We start from the raw sequence: 2,242 nt of genomic DNA, 5'->3' as shown, positions 1-2,242 counted from the left end.
TGGGTGAGAGGGGTATAGATCTTACATTTGATATTTATTCGCCATGCACCGAAGACGAATAAACTGGCAGAACAAGTCGTTGCACCCGACGGCTAGTAGCTACCTAGCCAGATTTTGCTACTGTTCTTGAAGCATTGAAACTTTAATATTTTCATCAGCGGGTACATCGCCGCGGGTGAACTTTACGTTAGCCAAATAACACAATGCGAATATTTTCTATAGCGTTACTGCTATTTACTTCATTGCCCACTGTACTCGCGGGTAATGATGAACCGTTGGCACCTCCCAAACGACTTCGAGGAGAATGGTCGGATTTAAGCAAGGCCAAGTTTAACACTTGGATTATCAAGAGTGTTTCTTATGACGGCAAGGTTGCTGATGGTGGTTCCGAGGTGTATTCATTGACGACGGCTACGCATAAGAGGTTCGACTTGGTAGTTGCGAACCGTGCATATTGGAGTCAAGAGGATATCAAACTGAATCGCCAAGTATTCTATTTAATATATGACAAGAGGTTTTATCGAGTTGACATTAATAGTAAGGGGGAATCAGACCTACTAGCTATGTTGGAGGTTGCACGAAAGAAGCTGACTGATAAGTCTGCGGATGAATTAACCCTCTACAGTGGTTTAATCGCCCGAATTAGGAATAGAATTTCTGCCAAATAATTCAGGCTAACAAGTCGCAGCACCCGACGTCTAGTAGCTGACTGGCCAGGGTTTGGCGGCTGTTCATCAGAATCGAAACTTTAAACTTAACACTACAGGTACATCGCCGCTGGTGTGCTTTACGTTCTGCAAAAAAAACTCAGCACTTCCAGTAAGGTTGATAATTCCGAATCGGCTCGAAGGATGAAACCATAAGTTTGATTACTCAGGTTATTCATCGGTTATTCTCGCAAGGCACACGAATTCGGGTGTCACGTGCCATAAGTTGTGGGCAATATAGATGGATTCCTATTCGCCCTTGAAAGCAACCAGAAAAGCGGGGGGAACTAATCGGCAGAACAAGTCGCAGCACCCGACAGCTAGTAGCTGACGAGTTTGCGACGGCAAACCTTTTGACGTCATTGTATCTATAATTCGCATATCGACGCCTGATCGCTGCCGGTGTGCTTTACGTTCTGCAAAAAAAACTAAGCACTTCCAGAAAGGTTGATAATTCCGAATCGGCTCGAAGGGTGAAACCATAAGTTTGATTACTCAGTGAAATCATCGGCTTTCCTTGCAAGGCACACGAATTCGGGTGTCACGTTCCATAAGTTTGTTCACTCAGTGACATCATCGGCTTTCCTTGTAAGGCACACGAATTCGGGTGTCACGTTTCGTAAATTGAGGGCAAGAAAGGTTGATTCCGAGTCGCTCTTGAAAGGGACCAGAAAAGCGCGGGGAACTAATCGGCAGAACAAGTCGCAGCACCCGACAGCTAGTAGCTGTCGAGTTTGCGACAGGTAACCTTTTTACGACATTGTATCTTTAATTTGCATATCGACGCATGATCGCTGCCGGTGTGCTTTACGTTGTGCAAAAAATATGAAGATCAGCGTCCTAGTAGAATTCCTAAACGGCATCTGTGATGCGAACTCTCTAGCGAAAGACCTTGAAGGGGGAGTTGTTCAAACTTCACACGATGGAGTATCTTATTATGTTGATGAGGACTATACCGAAGATTTCTTTGTCACTACTGAGCATCTGGTTAAGATTTGTGACTCATTTACAGACAAGTTGATCGATGCCGAAATGGTTCAGCAGATTACATTTGCCATGATGTGTTCGGATTATCTTGAGTGGGATAGCGATACTCCAGATGGTGAACGCGTTGCAGAGGTGATAGGTATGTGGGACACGCCGGAGATCAGTTATCAAATCACCAACTCGACTATTCCGAAATTTCGACGCTATTTAAGCTCAGGAGAAGATATATTTAATCGTGATGATTTAACCCCTGATTCCTACTTTAAGCGACGGTAGTAGCCAAAGAAACAAATCAAGCACAACAAGTCGCAGCACCCGACCACTAGCAGCTAACTGGCCAGGTTTTTCTGCTGGTTTGCACGATTGAAAGTTATAAATTTGCGCATCTGGTTCATCGTGGCCGGTGTGCTTTACGTTCGACAAAAAATTGAACCTTTTAGATCCATCTAAGGCTAGATCTGGCGTCTCAAGGCTGTTTCATATCGTATTCTGAGCGTCATTATTGCAGTGGCGCTTTTTTGTGCCTGGATTAACGATGGTTTTCCCCT

At 44.5% G+C, this 2,242-nt stretch carries 1 protein-coding gene; it reads left to right on the top strand.

Going from position 1 to position 2,242, the window contains the following annotated elements:
- The first annotated feature begins 1,532 nt into the window (after nucleotides 1–1,532).
- Entirely contained in the window at nucleotides 1,533–1,970 is a 438-nt protein-coding gene (locus HW115_RS19460; RefSeq protein WP_178935324.1) for a hypothetical protein, read from the top strand.
- Nucleotides 1,971–2,242 lie beyond the last annotated feature (272 nt).

This window comes from Oceaniferula marina, assembly GCF_013391475.1.
Lineage (GTDB): Bacteria > Verrucomicrobiota > Verrucomicrobiia > Verrucomicrobiales > Akkermansiaceae > Oceaniferula > Oceaniferula marina.
This window is presented reverse-complemented; position numbering and strand designations above follow the sequence as displayed.

Bases quoted from the DNA above. Each gene is read 5' to 3' on its own strand.
- HW115_RS19460 (WP_178935324.1), top strand. From the start codon at position 1,533: ATGAAGATCAGCGTCCTAGTAGAATTCCTAAACGGCATCTGTGATGCG.